General features: G+C 44.5%; 22 protein-coding genes. 11 read left to right on the top strand and 11 right to left on the bottom strand.

Annotation, left to right across the window (positions count from 1 at the left end; genetic code table 11):
* Nucleotides 1–82: 82 nt before the first annotated feature.
* Both ABLT31_RS09320 and ABLT31_RS09325 read left to right on the top strand, forming a co-directional pair.
* Nucleotides 83–352, top strand: coding sequence for a LysR family transcriptional regulator (locus ABLT31_RS09320; protein WP_367750971.1), 270 nt, complete (start codon nt 83–85; stop codon nt 350–352).
* Between the two features lie 29 nt (nt 353–381).
* Nucleotides 382–981, top strand: a complete 600-nt coding sequence (locus ABLT31_RS09325; RefSeq protein WP_367750973.1) for a LysR family transcriptional regulator substrate-binding protein — start codon at nt 382–384, stop codon at nt 979–981.
* Nucleotides 982–1,034: 53 nt separating this feature from the next.
* On the opposite strand, the gene ABLT31_RS09330 is transcribed toward ABLT31_RS09325, so the two are convergent.
* The 5 genes from ABLT31_RS09330 to ABLT31_RS09350 form a co-directional block, all read right to left on the bottom strand.
* Nucleotides 1,035–2,015 (bottom strand): ABC transporter permease, encoded by a 981-nt coding sequence (locus tag ABLT31_RS09330; RefSeq protein ID WP_367750975.1) that lies wholly within the window; start codon nt 2,013–2,015, stop codon nt 1,035–1,037.
* Nucleotides 2,008–2,919, bottom strand: coding sequence for an ABC transporter ATP-binding protein (locus tag ABLT31_RS09335; protein WP_367750977.1), 912 nt, complete (start codon nt 2,917–2,919; stop codon nt 2,008–2,010). Before ABLT31_RS09335 ends, ABLT31_RS09330 begins: the two co-directional genes overlap by 8 nt.
* Before the next feature lie 15 nt (nt 2,920–2,934).
* Nucleotides 2,935–3,711 carry a GDSL-type esterase/lipase family protein gene (locus ABLT31_RS09340; protein ID WP_367750979.1) on the bottom strand — a complete coding sequence of 259 codons (777 nt, stop codon included), beginning with the start codon at nt 3,709–3,711 and terminating at the stop codon, nt 2,935–2,937.
* 154 nt (nt 3,712–3,865) lie between these two features.
* Nucleotides 3,866–4,813, bottom strand: coding sequence for a sporulation protein (locus ABLT31_RS09345; protein WP_367750980.1), 948 nt, complete (start codon nt 4,811–4,813; stop codon nt 3,866–3,868).
* A 115-nt stretch (nt 4,814–4,928) separates the two neighbouring features.
* Nucleotides 4,929–6,035: a PQQ-dependent sugar dehydrogenase gene (locus tag ABLT31_RS09350; protein WP_367750982.1), complete on the bottom strand. Its 1,107-nt coding sequence runs from the start codon at nt 6,033–6,035 to the stop codon at nt 4,929–4,931.
* A gap of 205 nt (nt 6,036–6,240) precedes the next feature.
* On the opposite strand from ABLT31_RS09350, the gene ABLT31_RS09355 reads away from it, so the two are divergent.
* The 5 genes from ABLT31_RS09355 (at nt 6,241) to ABLT31_RS09375 (ending at nt 12,961) form a co-directional block, all read left to right on the top strand.
* Complete coding sequence (locus ABLT31_RS09355) at nt 6,241–8,373, top strand: ATP-dependent Clp protease ATP-binding subunit (RefSeq protein ID WP_367750984.1); 2,133 nt, start codon at nt 6,241–6,243, stop codon at nt 8,371–8,373.
* A 233-nt stretch (nt 8,374–8,606) separates the two neighbouring features.
* Nucleotides 8,607–8,912 carry a hypothetical protein gene (locus ABLT31_RS09360; protein ID WP_367750986.1) on the top strand — a complete coding sequence of 102 codons (306 nt, stop codon included), beginning with the start codon at nt 8,607–8,609 and terminating at the stop codon, nt 8,910–8,912.
* Between the two features lie 171 nt (nt 8,913–9,083).
* Entirely contained in the window at nt 9,084–10,250 is a 1,167-nt protein-coding gene (locus tag ABLT31_RS09365; RefSeq protein WP_367750988.1) for an iron-containing alcohol dehydrogenase, read from the top strand.
* A complete protein-coding gene (locus ABLT31_RS09370) occupies nt 10,243–11,538 on the top strand; it encodes an ATP-binding protein (protein ID WP_367750990.1) in 1,296 nt (431 codons plus the stop codon). The genes ABLT31_RS09365 and ABLT31_RS09370 overlap by 8 nt, the downstream gene beginning before the upstream one ends.
* A complete protein-coding gene (locus ABLT31_RS09375) occupies nt 11,522–12,961 on the top strand; it encodes a sigma-54-dependent transcriptional regulator (protein ID WP_367750992.1) in 1,440 nt (479 codons plus the stop codon). The genes ABLT31_RS09370 and ABLT31_RS09375 overlap by 17 nt, the downstream gene beginning before the upstream one ends.
* A gap of 81 nt (nt 12,962–13,042) precedes the next feature.
* Here ABLT31_RS09375 and ABLT31_RS09380 read toward each other — a convergent pair whose 3' ends face one another.
* The 4 genes from ABLT31_RS09380 to ABLT31_RS09395 form a co-directional block, all read right to left on the bottom strand.
* A complete protein-coding gene (locus tag ABLT31_RS09380) occupies nt 13,043–13,300 on the bottom strand; it encodes an HPr family phosphocarrier protein (protein ID WP_367750994.1) in 258 nt (85 codons plus the stop codon).
* A gap of 290 nt (nt 13,301–13,590) precedes the next feature.
* Nucleotides 13,591–14,427: a 1,4-dihydroxy-6-naphthoate synthase gene (locus ABLT31_RS09385; RefSeq protein WP_367750996.1), complete on the bottom strand. Its 837-nt coding sequence runs from the start codon at nt 14,425–14,427 to the stop codon at nt 13,591–13,593.
* On the bottom strand, nt 14,424–15,095 hold the full coding sequence (locus ABLT31_RS09390) for a futalosine hydrolase (RefSeq protein ID WP_367750998.1): 672 nt from the start codon (nt 15,093–15,095) through the stop codon (nt 14,424–14,426). Before ABLT31_RS09390 ends, ABLT31_RS09385 begins: the two co-directional genes overlap by 4 nt.
* Nucleotides 15,096–15,515: 420 nt before the next feature.
* A complete protein-coding gene (locus ABLT31_RS09395) occupies nt 15,516–17,696 on the bottom strand; it encodes a malate synthase G (protein WP_367751000.1) in 2,181 nt (726 codons plus the stop codon).
* A 189-nt stretch (nt 17,697–17,885) separates the two neighbouring features.
* Between ABLT31_RS09395 and ABLT31_RS09400 the strand changes: the two genes are divergently transcribed.
* Nucleotides 17,886–18,767, top strand: a complete 882-nt coding sequence (locus ABLT31_RS09400; RefSeq protein WP_367751002.1) for a LysR family transcriptional regulator — start codon at nt 17,886–17,888, stop codon at nt 18,765–18,767.
* A 60-nt stretch (nt 18,768–18,827) separates the two neighbouring features.
* On the opposite strand, the gene ABLT31_RS09405 is transcribed toward ABLT31_RS09400, so the two are convergent.
* Nucleotides 18,828–19,517 (bottom strand): dienelactone hydrolase family protein, encoded by a 690-nt coding sequence (locus tag ABLT31_RS09405; RefSeq protein ID WP_367751004.1) that lies wholly within the window; start codon nt 19,515–19,517, stop codon nt 18,828–18,830.
* A 147-nt stretch (nt 19,518–19,664) separates the two neighbouring features.
* On the opposite strand from ABLT31_RS09405, the gene ABLT31_RS09410 reads away from it, so the two are divergent.
* Nucleotides 19,665–19,919, top strand: a complete 255-nt coding sequence (locus ABLT31_RS09410) for a DUF1292 domain-containing protein (protein ID WP_367751006.1) — start codon at nt 19,665–19,667, stop codon at nt 19,917–19,919.
* A 50-nt stretch (nt 19,920–19,969) separates the two neighbouring features.
* Here ABLT31_RS09410 and ABLT31_RS09415 read toward each other — a convergent pair whose 3' ends face one another.
* A complete protein-coding gene (locus tag ABLT31_RS09415) occupies nt 19,970–20,359 on the bottom strand; it encodes a hypothetical protein (RefSeq protein WP_367751008.1) in 390 nt (129 codons plus the stop codon).
* A gap of 104 nt (nt 20,360–20,463) precedes the next feature.
* Here ABLT31_RS09415 and ABLT31_RS09420 point away from each other — a divergent pair, with 104 nt between their 5' ends.
* On the top strand, nt 20,464–21,918 hold the full coding sequence (locus ABLT31_RS09420; RefSeq protein WP_367751010.1) for a hypothetical protein: 1,455 nt from the start codon (nt 20,464–20,466) through the stop codon (nt 21,916–21,918).
* Nucleotides 21,919–21,979: 61 nt separating this feature from the next.
* Entirely contained in the window at nt 21,980–22,552 is a 573-nt protein-coding gene (locus tag ABLT31_RS09425) for a DNA-3-methyladenine glycosylase I (RefSeq protein ID WP_367751012.1), read from the top strand.
* The last annotated feature ends 3 nt before the right edge of the window (nt 22,553–22,555 follow it).

Genomic DNA, 22,555 nt, shown 5'->3' on the forward strand with positions numbered 1-22,555 from the left:
CATTGTTCTTTTTTTCACAAGGTTAAAGATAAGCTATATGATAAAATAATCCTAACAAGATCTACAACAGGAGCTGATTATCGTGGAACTCAGACATCTTGAATACTTTATTCAGGTGTGCAAGCATAAGAACTTCACTCATGCCGCAAAAGCTTTACACGTTTCTCAACCAACAGTCACCAATGCGATAAACCAGCTCGAGGCCGAACTGGGGGTAAAGCTATTGATTCGCAATACAAAGAGCGTTGCTCTTACCGATCAAGGAGGAATATTCTTCAAGCGCGTGGAGTCCATTCTGACAGATATCCAAACCTCAATCGAAGAAATTAAGAAAAGCAGCAACCCCCGATGATTGGCTCTCGCATTTTCCCCAATGTTTACATGGAGTTTAAAAAACTCTTTCCCCATATAGATTTAGAGGTCGTTGAAAAAGGATCTGTCACAACGTGCGAGCTATTAGAAAACGGCGATCTGGATCTCGGCCTCATTATTTTGCCGAAACAATCTGATCTGTTAGCCACTGTTCCGCTCATGGAAGAGGAAATCATGGTTTGCATGACTCCCACTCATCCGTTAGCAAATGAAAAAGCAGCCTGCTTTAGTCAATTAAAACATGAAAAATTTGTGGTTTTAACCGAAGACTTCATCCATCGAAAAATTACCTTCGATGAATGCAAAAGACATGGCTTTACTCCAGAGATCATTTTTGAATCTCATGAAGTCAGCACGGCAAAGGAACTAGTCTCGAATGGACTGGGCATTTCCCTATTCATGAAATTAATCGTCGCCAAGCGTTCAGATATCGTTGGAATTCCTTTTGCAAAACCTTTTAAAATTGACATTGGCCTGGCATGGAATAAAAATAAAAACTTACCTGATAACTGTCTAAAATTCATTGAATTTGCCGAGGCCTTTTTCTCAGGGGCTACTCTGGAAACAAAGGAACCGGAAAGGAACAAAAAAGAGTCATTAGTAGGCTGACACAGCAGCATAGAAAAGGGGTGTCCCAGAAAACTGGAACACCCCTCTTTTTATTAGTACACATCCTGCTTGGTAAAGACAGTAAAGGAAATCGCTAGTGCGGCAAGCCCCCAAATGGCCAATACCGCGAGTGAAAAACCCAAGGACATCCCATCAATAGGCGGTGCGCCCCCCGTAAGATAATCCGTCAGCTTTAGGTTGATCATGAACAAATATTTTGCCGATTCCCAGGAAGAAACCATGTTGCTTAGGATCATGCCGGCAATCAGCGCTGCAAGCATCACGCCCATTCCGGCAGCCGTACTCCTCATTAAAACCGAGAGCATAAAGGCAAGTGTACCTACGATCAAGGAAACGAACCACACTAAGCCAAATTCCATGAGAAGATACTGCCACTGCGGAATTAACTGTACACCTGAAGTAATCAATTCTCCCGCTTCAACTGAAAAGCCTGTAAGAACAGGTGCGCTCCAGCCTTGGTAGCCAAAAACTAAACCCGAAATGATGTAAGACAAAAAACCAAACAGCACGATTATAAAGGAAATAGATAAAACAAGCGTTATATACTTGCTCATCAGTATCTTCCACCGCTTGACCGGCCTGGTGAGAAGGAGCTTAACCGTTCCCGCACTGCGTTCAGACGATACCAAATCGGCAGCAATGACCATCACCATTAAAGGCAGGAAGAGGTCAATGGAATTCTCCGCGAACTCTCGCATAAATGTCGGAGCGCCAGGTTCCATGGGATTCACGTTATAATCCAAATAATACTGCTGCTGCTGAATCCGAAGCTGCAGTTGACTTTTCCATTCATCTGATATTCTGCTGCTGGTTAAACGATTTTGCGTGTCAATAATTTGCTGCTGCAAGGTTGTCCGCCAATCAACATCTCCTAATCTCTCCAGCGTTCTAGCTGCCTCTTTAAATTGGGCATACGTAAACAGACTGATCAGGATCCCCATGATGAGGGCTACCACCACGAGTTTTTTCTTGCGAACTAACTTCAGCATTTCATTTTGAACCAGGTTAATCAACGGTTTCGCCTCCTGTCAATTCAAGGAATAGATCCTCCAGTGCCGGAAGCTTCCTTTGCATTTCTTTCACATCGATGCCTTGCTCCACCAATCCCCGATTCCACGCAGCCGCATCCTGTTCGTTATACATGGTAATCAGCGTACCATCTCTACCGACCGTAACGGGTGTCCACCCCTCAAGGATTCTTTTCGCTTCCACTACAGGCGTAACTCTCCATATCAGCCGTTCTTGCAGAGAAAGAAGAGAATCCACTGTATCCACTTTTATGATCTCGCCTTTGGATATAATAGCTACCCGATCGCACATCAGCTGTATCTCACTCAGCAAATGGCTGGATACCAAAACACTCAATCCCTCTTCTTCAGCAAGAAAACGAATAAAGCTCCGCATTTCTCGTATTCCTGCTGGATCCAATCCATTCGTCGGCTCATCTAAAATCAACACTTTGGGCTTCCCCAACAGGGCCTGGGCAATGCCAAGCCGCTGTCTCATTCCTAAAGAATAAGTTTTAACCGGATCATGGATTCTTTCGTGCAATCGAACCAATTTCACCACAGCTTTCATATGCTCTTTGTCCGCTTTAGGAAGCATTCTCGCAAAATGCTCGAGGTTTTCCCAACCGGTTAAATACGGATACAGCTCCGGATTTTCCACGATACAGCCTAATTGGCTCATAGCCTCTATGAATTGGGTTTCAACTTTGTAACCGCAGATTTCGATTGATCCTGAAGTGGGCTTAATCAAACTTACTAACATACGAATGGTCGTCGTTTTCCCTGCACCATTCGGACCAAGGAATCCGAAAACCTCCCCTTTTTTCAAATCAAAATCTAACCCTTTGATGATCTCCTTTTCCCCGATCACCTTTCGCAGTCCTTTTACCGAAAGCGTAATTTCGCTCATCTGCTCTCTCTCCTACTATTTAATCAATCCCGCCACACGTTCCGCTATCAACTGATAACCTTCTGTATTGGGATGAAATTTATCCGAAAACAAATATTGGTCCACATTGATTTGGAACAAATCATACGTTGGAACAAAAACCGCTTGATGATCTTTGTCCAAGAGTTCACTCGTTTCATGATTCCATTGTCGAACCGCTTGTGTGGTTATTTCTGCATCAGCTAAATTGATAAACGGGTTATACAAGCCAACATAGTAAATCGCAGCTTCCTTGTTCACGGATCTGATTTCTCCCATAATCTGCTGCATATTGAGGAGATATTCTTCTCTTAGTTGATCAATCTTCTGAGGGTCTAAGTCGATCAACGTTTGTCCGCTTTGAAACAAATCATTGCCTCCCATTGTCATGAGAATAATGTCGGCATCTTGAATTTGTCGCTTAATCTCACTCTGCTTTACCTGATTCAAAAGCTGATCAGACCTGTATCCTTTTACTCCCAAGTTGCGAAGGGTTATTTCCTCACTCGACTGTTCTTTTAAACGATCGACAAGGTAGCCGACATAGCCTTTCCCGTTCGAATCACCGGTCCCTCTTGTAAGCGAGTCTCCTAGTGCGATAATCGTCATCCCTTCAGATATCGTATCCGTCGAGGTTGCCTCCGTTGTTTTCGCTGCCGTTGCCGTTACCGATCCGAAAAATTGACTTTGGATGGTCCACCCGAATCCAAATAATAATAGTAAAAAGGATAAACTTGACAAGATCGTAATCCATTGAACTAAATATTTTTTCATATCTTGCTCCTCTCTATCTGAAGAAAAGGGAATTCACCCATCTATCATATCATCCTTTGATGAAAAGTTGATGAAATGGTATCCGTTTCATAAATTCCAGAGATAAAAGGCTATTGGACTGTTCCAATAGCCTTCCTAATCCTTCCTTTAAAAACTAAAATTCATCGTCGCCCCCGAAGAAGTCGAAACCTCCGTCCTCTTCGCTTTCTCCCTCTCCCATGGCACCTTCCATTTCCTCTTCAGCACCGCCTAATAAATCACTTAAGAGCATTCCTCCAAGCATCCCAGCAGCAAATCCACCCATCGCTCCCGCTAAGCCCCCGCCATGACGATGACCATAACCGGTATGACTGCTTGCGTAGCGAGATGCGGAATACTGAGCAGGATTATTGATCATTTCTTCCATAACATTTCGAAGGAGATGGGAAAGGGCTTCCGCATCGTTTAATTGCTCATTCGAAAAATACACTTCGCGCTTGATTTCTTTTTCACCCAAGCCAAACCTTGAGGGCAGCAGATCTAATTCCAAGAGAATGCGAATCCCATGGGCATCAATGGCTGCTTCAAACTCAGCTTCACTCAGCTGGTCCTTGAAAAAAGTCGTAGGAAAAAGCTCAAACTCTTGAGTATAGCCGTTAAACTTTCCGGAATCCATCTTTTCTCGAAAACCGAGCGTCCCAAAAGCTTCAATCAACTGATTAAACTTTTTCGGGGCATGAACCTGAATGACATCCTGGTCCAAGTTATCAACGCCAGCAGCGATGTCTAAGCGTGTTTGGAAACTGTAGGTTACTCCGCCTCTAGAAAGAGGTAAGGTATAAGGTAACTCATATGTAAAAGGAAGCTCTTTTCGTTCCCCTGCTTGAATAATAAAACCGGATGTGACAGGAATGGAGCTGACCAAATGGGAGTACTCCTTCCCCTTTACATACATTCTAAGGACAAGATCGACATCCAATTTATTAATCTTCTGCTCGACGCTGCCCCCTTCAATCCGAAATTGTCCTTGAACAAGTTCACCTAGATCATAATCACGCTTGTCTAATACCAAATCCACCTTAGCTGATCCAATACCCATTTTAGCCATAAATTTCTTAAACATCTTTTTCATCGCTCCTATAAAAATGATGGATCTGATATCCCAATGAAAATCAGACTGTACTTACTCCTTATACGTGGCTAGCGTATAGAGGTTTCAGCTTCATGAAAATTTTTTATTATTCTTTCGGTTTCAGCCTAAGCAACTTATCATCGCCTGGATTGGGCCTCCCCCGTCCGTCTTGATTGTTGGTCATAATATACAATGAACCATCTGACCCTTCATATACGTTGCGGATTCTTCCCCATTCCGGAAATAAATAATCGACATGGGTAACACCTGTGCCATCATTATAACCGAGCGTAAGTTTCAACACCTGGCTCCCTCGCAAATTAGCAACAAGCATTTGACCTTTCCATGGTCCGTTCGAAACGAATGTCATTCCTGAAGGCGCCCATGTTTCATCCCCGCTATGGAGCAATGGCTTCTTCAGCTCGGGTCGTGATTCCAGCGTCTCATCCCCCTCAATCAAGGGCCAGCCGTAATTTGCTCCAGGCTCTATCACATTGATCTCATCATGTGCCGATTGACCGTGCTCCGAAGCATAAAGCTGGCTTGTTTCGGGATGCCAGGCCAATCCTTGCGGGTTCCGATGTCCATAGCTGTATACTGGCGAACCTGGAAACGGATTATCGTAAGGAATCGTACCATCCAATCCGATACGGAGAATCTTCCCTCCTAAGCTTTGCTCTTGCTGAGCCAGTTCCGGCTCATATCGGTCCCCGACAGTAATGTATAAATACCCGTCCGGCCCAATTTTAATTCGCCCTCCGTTATGATTTCTTTCACCGGCCAGGCCATCCAGCAAAACCCGGTCAACCGTTGCCCGATTATCTTGCTCCTTCAATCGAAGCACGCGATTAAGAATTTCACCATCCTTCTCATAGGTATGGTACACGTATAAGTAATGATTTTCCTCGAATTGAGGGTCGAGTGCCAACCCAAGAAGCCCTCCCTCCCCTTCACTGTGAAAAGGAGCATCAAATCGGATCACTGGCTCGGGAAGAACTTCCTCGTTTACAATCACCCGAATAGAACCAGGCCGTTCCGTGAAAAAGATTCGCCCATCAGCCGCTATATCCATCTCCCAGGGTACATCCAGCCCTTCAGCCAGCGTCTCAACTGTATACGGAATTCCTCCTTTGGATTCACGCTCTATCGATTGGTTCGTACAAGCAGTCAGAACCAGTACCGTGAGCATCAATACAGCTCTTCTTAAGCTCAAATCCCTCTCCCCTTCCTAAAGTTAAACCATTCAGCTTTCCTGTTAGCAATATTTTACTATTGAACGTCAAAGAAGGTCAAACTATAATCAAGATAGCGATAGGTCAAAGAAGGTCAAATCCTTCTAACCTACAATAGCTTATATCAAACCATAACGCTCTTTAGTTTATATATATTGTTGAATTCATATAAAGGAGGTAAGGCACATGCATTGCCAAGGTTGCCATCAAAACAAGGCTGAGATCTTTATGAATATCAGACGACAAGATAAAGTTCAAAAATTTTACCTCTGCTATGATTGCTATACAAAAGCAGGGCTAAAAACTGGAGGTTTCTCTAACTCTTTTACTCAATTTCCCGGATTCGACGAATTCTTTAAAGGTTTGGGTAAATTATCAATGGATCCATCCATGGCAAAGGATAAATCACAACCCTACGCATCCGGGCAAAGCGGAATCTTGAATGAAGTAGGACGAAATCTAACCGATGCCGCCAAAGCAGGACTTATTGACCCTGTCATTGGACGTGATCAAGAAATCGATCGCGTCATTGAAATCCTGAATCGCCGAAATAAAAACAACCCGGTTTTAATCGGCGAACCAGGCGTAGGTAAAACAGCTATAGCAGAGGGATTAGCCTTAAGAATAACCGAAGGAAAAGTTCCATCAAAACTTCTCAATAAAATTGTATATACCCTGGATGTCTCCTCTCTTGTGGCCGGAACAGGCATTCGCGGTCAATTTGAAGAAAAAATGAAGCAAATCATCAGTGAATTGCAAAATCGAAAGAACGTCATCCTATTCGTGGATGAAGTTCATCTTCTGGTAGGTGCAGGATCTGCCGAAGGCTCAATGGATGCCGGCAATATCCTAAAGCCTGCACTAGCTCGCGGAGAATTGCAAATCGTTGGAGCTACAACATTGAAAGAATATCGCAAGATTGAAAAAGATGCCGCCTTAGAACGCCGGTTCCAGCCTGTCATTGTCAAAGAGCCGACAGCAGAGGAAGCTATCCATATACTAAAGGGGATTCGCCCCAAATATGAATCCTATCACCATGTCACGTATTCGGATGAAGTCATTGCCGCATGTGTAGAATTATCCCAGCGATATATTCAAGATCGATATCTGCCGGACAAAGCGATTGATCTCTTGGACGAAGCTGGTTCTAAGCTAAATCTGCGCTCTACCTCCGGACAGAGGAAAGAAGAATGGCAAGCGCGGCTTGAGCAGCTCCACGTGGAGAAAAAAGAAGCTACCGAAAAAGAAGACTATGAACGCGCGGCCAAGCTGCGCGATGAAGAAGCCCAGCTTCTTCAACAAATGGAGCAATTAGATCGCCAGGAAGAACATCCCCTTGTGACAGTGGAAGATATTCAAGAAATCATTGAGCGTAAAACAGGTATACCTGTGAGAAAGCTGCAACGTGATGAGCAAGCGAAAATGAAAAATCTTGCTGAACATTTAGAGAATAAGGTCATCGGTCAGCCGCATGCTGTAAGCCAGGTAGCCAAAGCGATCCGCCGCAGCCGCGCGGGATTGAAACCGAAAAACAGACCTACCGCCTCCTTCCTCTTTATCGGCCCGACAGGAGTCGGGAAAACAGAATTAACGAAGGTACTGTCAGAGGAGTTATTCGGAACGAGAGATTCCATGATTCGTTTGGATATGAGTGAGTTTATGGAAAAACACTCCACTTCCAAATTGATCGGTTCACCGCCAGGATACGTTGGTCATGAGGAAGCGGGACAACTGACGGAAAAAGTTCGAAGAAATCCTTACAGTCTAATCCTTCTGGATGAAATAGAGAAAGCACATCCAGACGTTCTCAATTTATTCCTGCAAATCCTTGAAGATGGCCGTTTGACCGATAGCCACGGTCGGACCGTTAACTTTAAGGACACGGTGATTATCGCCACAAGTAACGCTGGAGCCGCAGAAAAGAAGATAAAAGTAGGATTTGGAGCCGAGTCTTCTCAGCCTACGACCGTGATCAGCTCTCTCACTTCCCATTTCAAGCCTGAATTCCTTAATCGGTTTGATGCGGTGATTCCATTTAGCCACTTAGAGAAAGAGGATCTTTGCCAAATTGTTGATTTATTGCTGCAGGACGTAATCAGCACATTAGAGGAACAGGGCATGGAAGTAACGATTTCCGATTCAGTTAAAGCGAAATTGGCTGAACTAGGCTATGACCCTTCCTTCGGAGCCCGTCCATTGCGCCGCGTGATCCAGCAATATATCGAAGATGGCATTGCAGATCTAGTGATCGAAGAAGAAGATGTAAAACATATTGAAATCGATCATCTTCAGGATGAAATTAAAGTTTTGAAAAAATGATTTTATAGAGTCTGTCCCTTGACTGCCTGGTAGGATTGGCAGTTTTGGGAGACAAACACAACCGAGGCTATCCTCTAAAGTCGGTCAAACCGAACTTTTGAAGATAGCCTCTTTCTATATAAACCATAAAACGGTCATAAAAAGATAATATCTTGAACATATTAGGAAAATTTTCATGAGCTATAGTTAATAGTATAGAATTTTTAGGTTAAAGAAATCGGAGGAGAGCTGGAATGATCATTACTGGGCGTGCAGAGTCATTTGAGATAGGAATGAAAGAGTTTAAGGACAATCTCCATGTTGTTGCCAAACTGCTTGGGGACAAGCCAGACTGGAATGAAACGGCCGTCATTACCCACCTCCTGCAAAGAGTTTTTGAAGAGCGGAAGCAATATCAAAGCGGGAAAGAAACTAGACAATGCGAAATCATCGTTAAGCCCAATTTGGTCGAATACCATATGACTGGCTTTTCCTTTGGATGGAGCATCATGGGAAACGGGCAGTATGAGTTCTATTTTGAAAGAAATATTTCAGTGTGACGAAAAGAAAATCACCTTGCTCAGGTCAGCTCACCTAAAACAAGGTGATTTTTCTATTTACTAGAGTCAAGTGACAAAATTTTGTCTATAATTTAACATCTGACAAAATTGTATTCTTTTCAGCAAGAATATCAGTTAAAATAAATGAAAAATATCCTAAGGTGGGATTGAATGCGTATCTCCAAATTTATTACCCCTGAAATTATTTTTGGAAACGGTTCCTTAAGTCAAATTGGAGAAAGCCTTTCACGTTTGGGCGCTAAACGGGTATTTGTGGTAAGCGATTACGGCGTAACCCAAGCCGGTTGGGTCGAAAAAGCCATAGAATATATGCAGGGGAGTAAACTGGATTGTCATGCGTGGTTAGATGTGACGAAAAATCCCAAAGACTTCGAAATAGAAAGAGGCTTGAGAGAATATCGAGCCAGCGGGTGTGATGCGGTTGTCGGGATCGGCGGCGGGAGTACCCTTGATGCGGCAAAAGCCGTCGCTCTCCTGTCCACAAATGAAGGCACCATCCATGCCTACGAGGGAGTAGATAAGATTTCCCGTCCCCTGCCTCCGATGGTTGTTCTGCCGACAACAGCCGGTTCGGGATCGGAAGTTTCGCAATTCTCCATCATTACAGATTCCAGCCGCAAGCTTAAGATGACCATTATCTCCAAATCCCTGATTCCCGATATTGCGATTGTGGACCCGCAGACACTTACGACGAAGGATCCCTTGCTTACCGCTAATACAGGAATGGATGCTTTGACGCACGCAATTGAATCTTACATATCTTTAGCTGCGACCCCTCTTACAGAGGGATACTCGCTGAATGCCATACGGCTAATTTCAAAAAATCTGAGACCGTCCACGGCAAGCCGTTTTAATCAAGAGGCGAAAGAAGCCATGGCTATGGCCAGTCTGCAGGCAGGCATCGCCTTTTCCAACGCCATACTGGGTGCAGTTCATGCTATGTCACACCAATTGGGAGGATTACTCGACATCCCCCATGGAGAAACCAATGCCTCCCTTCTGCCGTTTGTCATGGAATACAATTACATAGCTTGTCCCGATAAGTTTAAGCACATTGCTGAAGCCCTGGGAGAACAGGTTGAGGGACTGGGTACCCACCAAGCAGCCAAGCGTTCCATTCAGGCCATTAAGGAGCTCGCGAACGATCTTGGTATTCCCAATGCTCTAAGCACAATAGATCTAAATGAAGATCAAATCGAGCAACTCAGCCTAAATGCCGTAAACGATGCTTGCATGATTACGAATCCGCGAGACCTGAGCGTCAACGATGTGAAAACACTTTTTCGCCAAGCCTTTAGCGGGGGATCTTATGGATAACAAACTAGAGATGATTGAAAAGCTTACCGGCATTCGATCTTCCAGAAAGAATTACTATGTCGAACTCGGCGATACCATTGAAGAATTACAGAAAAAGAACAAACAGCTGGAAGTCATGAACCAGCTTTCCCGAATTCATGTCAATATGTCTTGGGAAGAGGTCAATCGCTTCATTGCCATACAGCTTCATCAGCTACTATCCTTTGATTTCCTTATCTTGACGTTGAGAGAGCGAACCTCCTTATCCTTCTTTGTTTCTCAAGCCAGATCTGAAGAAGGCAGTACGCGGTCCATTCACCGCCCCTGGAGGGAGGGAATGAAGCTCTCCCTATTGGAATTGGATGACTGGCTGAACCAAGAATTCCCCTGTTATCGCATGACATCTGTCGCCCTGCAAAGCCACACGGACAAAGCGGTCGGCTTCCTTTCCATCCTGAGCCAACATCCTTTTTCTGAAGAGGATATCCAATTCTTTAAAGGAATCGCTGAATATGCAGGAATTGCTATAGAGAATATCGTCCTATATAAGGATGTTAGCGAGAAAGTGAAAATCGAGGCCCAGTTAATTCAATCGGCCAAACTCGCCGCCATTGGAGAAATGGCAGCCGGAGTGGCTCATGAGTTAAATAGTCCCCTCACCGCTATTCTGGGTAACATACAACTTCTGCTTCGGGATCCCCCTAACGACAGGGCTAAGCGGATGATGGAAGACATTTATCAGTGCGGTGTACGGTCGAAAAACATTATTCAAAATCTCTTAACCTTCTCAAGGCAGGACGAGTATCGCTTTGAGCAACTCGACATCCACGATCTCATTCATGACGTTTGCAACTTGATTTCCTATCAATTAAAAGTGGCAGGGATGGAAATAGAGACTCGCTTCTCCTCCTCGCTTCCCTCGATCGTGGGCAGCCGATATCAACTCGAGCAAATTATTATTAATCTGCTCCTTAATGCAAGAGACGCTGTCCAGACTAAGCAAAATCCATATATTAGCATCGAAACAGATCTTAAGGAATCCAATGAACAGACTTATGTATCCATTTCTGTCTATGATAATGGGAGCGGTATTCGTTCCGAAAATATGGATAAAATCTTTCAACCTTTTTTTACCACTAAAGATAATAAAAAAGGAACGGGCTTAGGATTATCCGTGAGCCTTGGCATCGCCGAGTCGCATGGCGGAAAAATCCAAGTGGACAGTCAGGAAGGTGAATACAGCCGCTTTATTCTCCTGCTTCCCGTTCCCCAAGATGGGGAGAAGAAAGAAAATGATAGAATTACCTAACGTACTTGTTGTTGATGATGAAATAGAAATTACATCTTTCTTTTCTTATCTGCTGGAGAATAAACCTTGCCAGGTCTCTTTAGCAAATAGCGCAAAAGAGGTTAACGACATTCTCGCCAACACTCAAACCCCTTTGCATCTCGCATTGGTAGATCTCAAGCTTCCTGATGCCAACGGATTGGATCTTCTCGCTAAAATCAAGCAAAGGCATCCCTCTTGTGAAGTCATCATGATGACCGGATATAGTGCGGTCCAATCAGCCATCGCCGCCATGCAAATGGGAGCTAAAGATTATTTGGAAAAACCTTTCGATGACCTGGATAGCTTGGAGAGCCTTATCGATTCTATCTTAAAACATCCTGAACAGCCAAAGTGTGAGGTATCTGCAGAGGCTGCCCGATATGGCATCTTCTACTCTCCCCATAGTCCCATGAAGAACGTGATGGATATTGCTCACAAACTCGCGAAGAAAAACATTAGCATCTTAATTGAGGGGGAAACCGGCACCGGCAAAGAACTGATGGCTCGTTTTATCCACGGGTCAAGCCTTCGCTCATCCTTTCCCTTTGTTGGAGTAAACTGTGGAGCCGTACTTGAATCCCTCCTGGAAAGCGAGCTGTTCGGTCATGAAAAAGGCTCATTTACTGGTGCGGACAAGACGAGAAAGGGTTATTTCGAGCTTGCTAATAACGGGACCTTGTTCTTGGACGAAATTGGAGAAGCCCCCCATTCCATCCAAGTGAAGCTGCTGAGGGCCATAGAAACAGGAGAATTTCGCAGAGTCGGCAGTGAACAGACCTTGATCGGCCATATACGCTTTATCTCGGCAACCAACCGAAAATTGGAGGAAGAGGTGGAAAAGCAACGTTTTCGTTCAGATCTTCTCTACCGGTTGGATGGAGTTAGGCTCCAGCTTCCGGCCCTGCGAGAAAGGAAGCAAGACATCGCTACCATTTGTGAACAGTACTTGTTAAAAAAGTATGAAGGAGCATATGAAATTCATCCCCATGCTTTAGACATCTTAACTAACTGCGAATGGTCAGGCAACATTCGACAACTACTTAATGTTCTGAATCAGACCATCGCCATTCACGATTGCCAGCTCATCCGTGCAGAGCATCTCCCTAAAACCCTGTGGAAAGGCTCGGACGATTCCCAGGTCTCCGCGCCTCCCCTCCCATCCCTCGATTCTTCAGTGGATCAGGAAATCGAAAAGTTTGTGGATCATCTGGTTCGTCTGCTTCCTTCCGCTGAAAATATCGAATTTCAAGCACTGATGAATAAACTGAAGCACATTGAAACGGAAGTAGGGCGAAGGATTATCCAAAAGGGGCTAGCAGAGACAAGAGGAAATCGCCGATCATTAAGCTCCAAGCTGAGAATCTCGAGCAGGGCAATCCGCTATATTCTCAATGAAAAATAACAATGGAAAAATAAAAAAGCAAATACCGATATGCTTGGTTAGCGCATTGGTATTTGCTTTTGTTCCATTAAGCCTTTGATCTTATTCCTCACCGAGCAGGAACTTCTCCAAGGCCATGATCGCTTCTTTTTCGTCTTCTCCAGTTGCCGTAATTATAACCTTATCGCCTTTTAATACAGTCATGGACATGATCCCCATGATGCTTTTGGCATCAGCTGTCTGTGCATTTTTTTTGATGCTGATTTCACTGCCAAATGAAGCTGATGTTCTTACAAAATGCGTTGCAATCCTAGCATGTAGGCCTTGTTTTAAATTTACGACAATTTCCTTTTCCATCATGCAGCTTCCCTCCAGGTTTCTCTCTTCAAAGGATTACATTCCCTATTAAAGTAACATAAAACCCTTTCTTAGAACATGCTTTTCTTTTTCCTAAACGCAAAAAGCCAAACCTTCAAGATCGATTTGGCTCCATCCTTATGATGTAGTCTTTTGTGCCAAGCGCGAATCAGTTGGTTCACACCGAAACCATATCCACATTAGTAAACATAATATACATTATGTTTACTAATCGAGATAACAAGAAAGGCTAACCACAAAAAGTTGATTGCTTTTTGGAGGTTAGCCTTTCTTTACCGGAGCGATGCCAAATCCACCATAGGGACAAGACCTTCTTGAGCTGCTCGAGTCAGTAAGGATGTGATGGCTTCATAACCCTTCTCACCAAGATTTAAAGTAAACTCATTAACATAAAGGTCGATGTGCGCTTGAGCGACTTCTGGCGACAGTTCTTGGGCGTGGGATAATACATATTCCATAGAAGCTGTGGGATTTGCCCACGCGTATTCTACGGACTCGCGTATCCATCCCGCAATAGCGGTAAGGTCAAGTGACCGATGGGCAATTATCGCACCCAATGGAATAGGCAGACTAGTGTCCTTCTCCCACCAGCTGCCTAGGTCGGCTAAGAGAGTTAAACCATACGAAGGATAAGTGAAGCGAGCCTCATGAATAACAAGTCCCGCATCAACCAAGCCATCGCGAACAGCTGGCATGATCTCATGGAATGGCAGCACGATAATTTCTCCAACATTCCCAGGCACCTGTTGGGCTGCCCATAAGCGAAACAGCAGATAGGCTGTGGATCGCTCACTCGGTACTGCCACCCTCCTTCCGGAAAGAATGGAAGGATCAGTCGATTGATCCAGACTTGACGTCAATACGAGGGGGCCGCATCCCCTGCCCAAAGCTCCTCCGCATGGAAGAAGAGCGTACTCTGATAAAACCCATGGAAGTGCTGCATAAGAAATCTTCAGTACATCCGGTGCATTGGGCTGCGTGGCTAAACTATTCGTAATATCAATATCGGCATAGGTAACATCAAGCTTAGGCGCACCCGGTATAAGTTCATGGGCCCAAGCATGAAAAACAAATGTATCATTAGGACAAGGAGAGTAAGCTATTCTCATTTTAATACCTCCGTTAAGACTGTACTTGCTGTTTCTAAGGCACGCAAGGCTTCTTCAATTCGCCACGAGGCACGATCCCTTGGACCGACCGGATTAGAAATAGCGCGAAGTTCAAGTACGGGCACTCCGCTTCCCTGAGCAGCAGCAGCCACTCCAAAACCCTCCATAGCTTCGGCAGCGGCCCCGGGCACTCTTGCTGCCAATTCTGACGCTGTCTCCGCCGTACCCGTTACGGTAGAGACGGTGAGAACCGGCCGATGAGCTACCTCAAGTCCAGAAGCCCGCAAGGCTTGAGTCAACCTCATCCCAAGACCCTGATCCGCTTGGATTCGGGTAAAGCCAAACCCTAGCTTGTCCAAACTTCTAAACCCTTCCGGCGTTTCCGCGCCCAGGTCTGCTGCGACAATTTCGCTAGCCACCACGACAGAGCCCATTGGAGCTCTTTCGCTGAACCCTCCGGCAATTCCGACTGCCACGACCAGATCATACTCCTTAACAGCCAATACCCTTGCTGTACTAGCGGCGGCCGCTACCGGACCTACCCCGGCAACTAAGACTTCAAATCTTTGATCATCATGTAGTCCACGCATGACGGCATCCCTCTCGGCCTCTACCGCAGTCACGACGAGGACTCGCATGAATGTTTTTGTTTCCAGCTCCGAATTCATGGCATTTCTCCTTATTGATTGCAGGAACATATCACGCCTCTCCCCTAGTACTGAGGGTTCAGCGATAACAGGAGAATTTCCGCCTATTTCACTTTATAAAAGAAAAAGAGTAAAATAAGAGGACTTTCTCCTGTTAAGTTCAGTAAAACAACGAAATTCGGCGAAATTTATGCAAATAGTCGGATTTTCTCCTGCTATTTGATCCAAATCGCCCTCTTTTTTCGAAATAACAGGAATTTCTCCCGTTATGTAAAGCCTTCCCGTATGCCGAGCATGTTCTCTGCTTAAACTTCTATTAATTATCCTCCTTTTCTATTCTCAATGCAATCCCACGAGAGCACAAGAAAACTTGGCTGACGCCTTGCCTGTCAATATAATAAAAATAAGCCACTCCTCATCAGAGTGACTTATTCTACAAAGCTAAGCTTTTTGGGCTATTTTCGCTTTAAACTCTATCCGTCTCCTATGCAAGATAGGTTCAGTGTAACCGCTTGGTTGATCATACCCTTTAAATACAAGCTCGCAAGCCGCTTGGAAAGCCACCGAGTTGTCAAAATCCTCCGCCATCGGACGATAGGCAGGGTCACCCGCATTTTGCCCATCCACGACTTTGGCCATCCGTTGCATCGTTTCAACAATCTGCTCTTCCGCGCATATTCCATGGTGAAGCCAATTCGCCATATGCTGGCTGGAAATGCGTAATGTGGCACGGTCCTCCATCAGCCCAATATTGTTAATATCCGGAACCTTGGAACATCCGATCCCCTGCTCTACCCAGCGAACGACATAGCCAAGTATACCTTGGGCATTGTTATCCAGTTCCTGCTGAATTTCTTCTGATGTCCAATTCGGCTCCTTCGCCACGGGAATATCTAAAATATCATTTCGTAGATCACGAATGGTTTCTTTTAATTGATTTTGTACTTCCCGAACATTCACCTGGTGATAATGCAGTGCGTGCAGGGTAGCTGCTGTTGGGGAAGGCACCCATGCCGTATTTCCCCCAGCTTGCAGATGACCGATCTTTTGCTTCAGCATTTCCTTCATGAGATCCGGCATAGCCCACATCCCTTTGCCAATCTGGGCCCGCCCCTGGAGACCGCAAGCCAAACCGACGTTCACGTTGGATTTTTCATAGGATTGCAACCAAGTCGATGATTTCATCTCGTTTTTCCGGATCATCGGTCCGGCTTCCATAGAAGTATGCATTTCATCTCCTGTGCGATCCAGGAACCCGGTATTGATAAACACGATACGATCCTTTACTTGACGTATACAAGCTTTCAGATTTAAAGATGTGCGCCGCTCCTCGTCCATGACCCCTATTTTTAGCGTATGGCGATCAAGGCCCAGGAGATCTTCGACTCGGTTGAATAATTCATTGGCAAAAGCCACTTCTTCCGACCCATGCATTTTCGGTTTAACGATATAGACGGAGCCTTTCTTTGAATTCTCAAACTTACTGTTTTTCAATAAATCGTGCTTAGCAATCAGGCTAGTGACAACACCGTCCAAAATCCCCTCTGGGATTTCCTGACCATTTTGATCCAAGATGGCATTAATCGTCATTAAGTGTCCAACATTTCGAATAAACAGAAGAGAGCGGCCGGGCAAAGTCAATTCCTCACCTGAAAGAGACTTATAAGTACGGTCCGGATTAAGCTTTCGCTCTATCGTTTGGTTACCCTTGGTCAATGTTGCAGACAATTTCCCTGTCATCAAACCAAGCCAGTTTCTATAGACTTCCACTTTGTCTACCGCATCCACCGCTGCCACCGAGTCCTCGCAGTCCATAATGGTGGTCAGTGCAGCTTCCATAAGGATATCTTTGACGCCTGCCATATCCGTTTTTCCTATAGGATGACTTTTGTCGATTTGGATTTCAAAGTGCAAGCCGTTGTTCCTAAACAAAAGAGCCGAAGGAGATTCTGGCTGCCCTTCAAAACCGATCAGCTTGGCGGGATCACTCAGTTTCGTCGTTCCCCCATTGCTGAGGGTAACAGACAATTGTCCCTGAATAATCTCATATTGAATAGCATCTCTGTGAGAGGAATTATCCAATGGAATGGTTTGATCCAAAAATTCTTTAGCGTAGCTGATAACCTTCTCGCCTCGGATCGGATTGTATGTTGCCTGGCGCTCAGCACCCTCTTCTTCTCCAATCGCATCAGTTCCGTAAAGAGCATCGTAAAGACTTCCCCACCGGGCATTCGCTGCATTTAGGGCATAGCGAGCATTATTAATCGGAACGACTAGCTGCGGACCGGCTTGCATTGAAATTTCATGATCTACTCCCTGCGTAGTCACTTCAAAATCTTCGACGTCAGATTCTAGATAGCCAATTTCTTGCAGAAAGGATTTATAGGCCTCAAAATTAAAGTTATCTTTGTTTTCTTTATGCCAATGGTGAATCGCGCTTTGCAACTCATCCCGCTTAAGCAGCAATGCCTTATTCTTAGGGGCTAAATCGTGAACGATCTGATCGAAGCCGGACCAAAACTGCTCAGGGGTTACTCCGCTGTTCGGAATCGCTTCTGAGTTGATAAATTGGTAAAGAACTGGAGCAACTTGAAGGCGGCCTACTTTAATATAATCTTTCAAATGTCTCTCCTCCTTTTAATTACATGACCATTGGTGAGAAAACCCATGCAAAAAAGTTTATATTCTGCATCGGAAAACTGTCATAGCTACATCCTTTTTTCTTTATTCTATTATATAATAATTAGGTTCATATCAATAATATATATTTCGAATGTTCATTATGCATTAAAGTTATAAAGAGGGGATAATATGGATATTCGCCATTTGGAGTATTTTTCCGAAGTAGCCAAGCATTTAAGCTTTACGAAAGCCGCTTCTACTTTGCACATTTCACAGCCATCACTGAGCAAAGCAATCAAAACGATAGAAGAGGAATTAGGCGTACCGCTGTTTTATCGATCCTCGAAACAGTTGGAATTAACCGATGCAGGCAGAGCTGTGCTGATAAATGCCAAAAATGTACTAGAAGCCTTCCGTAACATGACCTGTGAGCTAAGCGACATTATGGAATTAAAAAAAGGGGAGATTCGAATTGGAATTCCTCCGATTGTTGGAGCTGCTTTTTTCTCCAAGCTTATCAGCCAATTTAAAGAAGCCTATCCTTCCATAAAGATTACATTGACAGAAGTCGGTACAAAACCAATTAAACAAGGGGTAGAGGATGGATCGCTGGATATCGGATTAATCTGCAGTCTGCCCGTTCGCAGCGAAGAATATGAAATTGTGAATCTATTAAAGGACCCGCTAATGTTGATTGTTCATGAGGAAAATCCTTTAGCTGCAAAACAGAGTCTTCGACTTGAAGATCTTAGCAGCGAATCCTTTATCTTATATCGCAAAGACTTTTCTCTGCATGATCGCGTGATTGAGGAGTGCTTAAAGAGCGGCTTCCATCCTCATATCGTATGTGAAAGCTCTCAAAAAGACTTTATGATAGAACTCGTCGAAGCGAAATTGGGAGTAGCTTTATTGCCTAGCCAGGTATGCAGCCAAATGAATCACCCTACCATTCGGATTCTTCCTTTGGATCATGCTAATCTTTACTTAGAATTAGGCTTGATTTGGAAAAAAAATAAATACTTGCCTTATAGCGTTCGAGAATTCATCGCCATGTCGGAGGGCTATTATTGAAAAGAAGAACCCTATCAATGCCGAACAGCCATTTGATATTGATAGGGCCATTTCCTTTGATTACTTATCTAGATACTTACGAAGAAACTCGGATAGCACAATCCAGGAATCTTCCGAAGCTTGTTCATGATAATTCCGGTGACCCTTAAGGAAAAATCCATGGCCAGCTCCAGGATATAACCTGCATTCCCCCACTTTTCCCCGCGATTCCAATGCAACGCAGAAATCTAGCGTTTCCTGAAAGTCAAATATGGCATCCTCTTCCCCATGAATGAGAAGCATAGGCTTTGTTACTTTATCCACTAAATCAATCGGCGAAATTGGCTTTTTCTCATCAAGATGCGGATAGTAAGCCTGTCCATAAAATGAAACCGCAAGCTTTAATTCCTCAATATAGGCACTAGCTAACATAGCGATGCTTCCCCCACGGCAAACGCCAATTAAACCTATTTGATCAGAAATAACTCTATCTTCTTCCTTAAGAAAAGCAATCGCTTGACGAATTCCATTCACAATATTCTCGTCAGAAGGGTCGTGCTCCCCGGATTGCCACCCGTGCACCAAGACTACATATCCTTGTTCAGCTAATCTCTTGGCGGAATTCACGTCCATATCCTGCAGTCCAAAGATACCGTGAACGGTAATGATGCCAGGGTATTGACCCGGCGGTTCGGGCAAACAAAGCACGGATGAAAAGCTTGTACCCTCGTATTGATAATTCACCTGATGTAGTGTTACTTCTAACGGCATATCATTTCCCCCTCTTTTTGTGCTTCTACTTCACACTGTAACATAATTTGGACTTTTTAATCCATTGGTTAGCGCCAACCCACATTGATATTCATCACTGAACTAGGGAACAGTAATCGATGATAATCCATAGTGAGGTGAGCATAAATGAGTGAGTCAGACGTGAGGGATTATGTAACGATTGAGGATGACCGTGGCCATGAAAAACAGTATGCTGTAGAAGCGCTTTTTGACATGGAAAACCAATCCTACGCCTTATTGTCCTCAGAGGAAGAAACCATCCTGATGCGTGTTGAAGGAGAAGAAGGGGATCGTTATCTTGTTGGTATTACGGATGATGAAGAAAGTGAAGCCATTCTCAGCGCTTATGAAATTGCTGTAGAAAATGCCCCGGCAGAATAGCATTGATTAGGATAAGGGATAACTTCCCTTATCCCACCTTGCGTTCCTCCCTAAAGGTTGAGCCTTTCTTTAATCTCCATAATCTCACGATATAGTTGCTCAATCTCCTCTTCCTGAATCAGCATGGGCAGCGAGTCCCGCACTGTAATAACGAGGGTCTGTTGATTGGTCTCTATGGCTTTGCGTGCCTGATCTAGCATCTCTTCTAATTGCTTTTCTTCCCAAACGGACCATGCAGGCACCTGCTTCACCTGTGTGATAGTAATTTCATGAGATTCCTCATTCAAAGTTCCACTGAGTATATTGCCATTAAAGATCGATTCGATGATAATCCCCTCCTCACTGCTACTCTTCCACTTCCGTCCATTAGTTTTCTCATTAATCCCAAGTGTTAAACCATCCGCACCGCCGCCAAGCGTGCACAACGCAAAAATTATCATGTCAGATTATATAACACTAATTAACTACTCTACTATTGGGAATAGTATTCTCTTTGTATACAAAAAACAGAAGGATTACATTTCATAGAGAGAAGGTAGAAAACATGTCCTTATCCGTCGCTCATTGGATCTACTTAGGGGTTACAGTTCTCATCATTGTTACCATGCTGTTTCGTAGGGGTGTCGTGCTCCCCACACTGGCAGGGACCTTTATTGTAGCTTGGATTTATAATGGAAGTCTCATTTCCGGTTTTCAGGCGATATTTAATGCCAATCTGGTTGCTGCTAAAGAATTGTTTAGCATCTTTCTCATCATTACCTTTATGGTAGCTCTTCTTCATTCTTTGAAAGATCTAGGCTCTGATAAAAGGATGATTGCTCCTATCGAAAAAATGATGGTGAATAAACACGTCGCCTTCCTTATTTTAACAACCGTTACCTTTACCATTTCTTTATTTTTCTGGCCGACCCCTGCTATTCCGCTTATCGGAGCTCTCTTGATTCCCGCTGCTATGAGAGCAGGGCTCCCGGCAATGTCCGCCGCTGTCTGTGTATCCTTGGCGGGACAAGGTATGGCTCTTTCGTCGGACTATGTAATGCAGATCGCCCCGATGCTAAGCGCAAAGGCAGCCGGTGTGGCAACAAGCGAAGTGGCAGACAAAAGTTTGATCCTCTCTTTCATTACGGGTGGCGCCGCTCTTACTATAGCTTACCTTCTGATGCTAAGATCCTCTAGAAAACAAAAAGCTGGACTCAATGACACAGCAGCATTCGGAACTGAGTTGCACAGCGGAAAAGACGAGGCAGCTGCAGCTTCTGTAGAGAGCTTGTCCGACCAAAGACAATTGGAATTTTGGAGCAAAGCGTTCGCCGTAGCGGTTCCCGCAGTCTTTTTGATTGTTGTCATTTACATGTATTGGTCTAAATTGAAAGGTTCAGGCGTGAGTGGCTTTGAAGGCGGAGATGGTGCAGCTTTAATCGGAGGGGCAGCATCTGTGCTTTTGGTATTAACCTGTCTGGCCTATGGAAGAAAATCCGCGTTAGACCGAATATCCGATCACATGACAGATGGTTTTGTCTTTGCTTTCCGAGCTATGGGAACTGTCGTGCCCATTGCCGGATTCTTCTTTCTCGGCAGTGGAGATTTTTCCGGTACGATCCTATCGCTTGGCGAAGATGCCGCTAAACCTGCCTTCTTATTTGATTTAGTCCAGACTGGCCAGAGCTTCATTCCACAAAATTCCTTTTTTACTGCATTTGGAATTTTGGCGGTCGGCATGATTACCGGGTTAGATGGGTCTGGTTTTTCTGGTCTTCCGCTTACCGGAGGATTATCCGGAGCGCTTGCCCCTGTCGCAGGCATAGATCCTGCGGTTCTCGCAGCTATTGGTCAAATGGGAGCTGTGTGGACCGGTGGAGGGACGTTAATTGCCTGGTCTTCCCTTGTGGCAGTGGCTGGCTTTGTCGGTGTATCACCCATCGAACTGGCGCGTACGAATTTTCTTCCTGTAGTCATCGGATTATTCATATCCACTTTTTTCGCCATAATGGTTTGGTAAGGAAGCTGCTTTTGGTATGATAATCTAACATGGAAGTCAGATTAACGGAAGGATACAAGTCATGTCATTGGAGAAAACAAGATGCTCATGGGTCACTTCCGATCCGATTTATGAGAGGTATCATGACGACGAATGGGGCATTCCTGTTACGGACGCACGGAAGCTTTTTGAAATGCTTTGCCTTGAAGGGGCCCAAGCAGGCTTGTCCTGGATTACAGTGCTCAAAAAAAGAGAAAATTACCGTGCAGCCTTCGATTATTTCGATCCGCAGAAGATGGCTCTCTATGATGACAGAAAAATAGATGAACTTCTAAAAAACGAAGGGATTATCCGACACAAGGGTAAAATCAAAGCCTTCATCACCAATGCGAGATGCTATCTTGAAATGGATCGACAGGGGGAGGACTTTGCTGATTTTTTATGGTCTTTCGTTGGGGGATCTCCTGTTATCAACCAATGGACCAATAGTCAGCACCCTCCCAATGAAACACCAGCTTCCGTAGCCATGAGCAAGGCGCTGAAGAAAAAAGGGTTTAAATTTGTCGGCAGCACGATCTGCTATGCTTTCATGCAAGCTGCGGGTCTAGTGAATGATCATGAGGAAAGCTGCTTTAAGCGAAAACAAGGGATTTAGAAA

Source organism: Ammoniphilus soli, assembly GCF_040813775.1.